Source organism: Brachyspira catarrhinii, from assembly GCF_005518285.1.
Taxonomy (GTDB): Bacteria; Spirochaetota; Brachyspiria; order Brachyspirales; family Brachyspiraceae; genus Brachyspira; species Brachyspira catarrhinii.
Genome location: NZ_SJDU01000608.1, coordinates 1 through 953, shown reverse-complemented (window position 1 = coordinate 953; position 953 = coordinate 1). Strand labels below are relative to the sequence as shown.

The window sequence follows — 953 nt, the reverse complement described above, 5'->3', positions numbered from 1 at the left end:
AGAATCTCTTCCTCTTATATCCATAGTTTTCTATAATGCTGTTTATATGCTCTTCTTTAGCGTTTGGTTTCATTACTACTATCATAATTATCTCCTAAATTAACATATATATAAATTCGGTATAGTTAATTTATTATTTATTCATAAAATCATAACAAATCAAAAATCTATCCTTACCGCTCAAATCTTTCTTTATCTCCACATTTTTTATATTAAAACTTTCGCAAATATTAAGCAATTCTTTTCCTTGATTAAATCCGATTTCAAAGAAAAAAGCTCCGCCTAATTTTAAATATTTATCTATAACGCTTAAAAATTTTCTGTAAAAATCGAGTCCGTCATAACCCGAATATAAAGCCTTTTTAGGTTCAAAATCCAAATCTTTTTGCAAATTATTTTTATCTTTCAAAGCGACATACGGAGGATTTGAAACTATTACATCGAATTTTTTTTCGGGTTCAAAAGTCAAAGCGTCCGCGTTTATTATATTTATCTTTTCTTTCAAAATATTAATTTCGTTTTTTTTTATAACTTCGATTGCCTTACCGCTTATTTCGATTGCCGTTATATCAACATTTTCAAAATCCTCAAAAAGTTTTTTCAAGGTTATAGATATATTTCCGCTTCCAGCTCCTATATCGCAAATGGAAATATTTTTTTTGCTATTTTTTTTTATATAATCTTTAACCACATCCACAAGCTCTTCGGTTTCCGCTCTAGGAATAAGAACGGAATTGTCGACATAAAAATCTATTCCGTAAAATTCTTTCTTATTTGTAATATAAGCTATAGGTTCATGTTTTAATCTTCTGTTTATAAGTTTTTCAATATTATTAATTTCATTTTCGTTTAATTCTCTCAAACTTTCCGATATAAGTTTTGTTTTGGTAAAATTAAGAGAATACGAAACTAAAATCTGCGTTTCAATATGAAACTAAAATCTGCGTTTCAAT

At 27.2% G+C, this 953-nt stretch carries 1 pseudogene; it reads right to left on the bottom strand.

The window, feature by feature from the left end:
* Positions 1–133: 133 nt before the first annotated feature.
* Positions 134–931 (bottom strand): annotated as a pseudogene (gene prmC, locus EZH24_RS12600) (peptide chain release factor N(5)-glutamine methyltransferase); the annotation flags it as partial.
* Positions 932–953 lie beyond the last annotated feature (22 nt).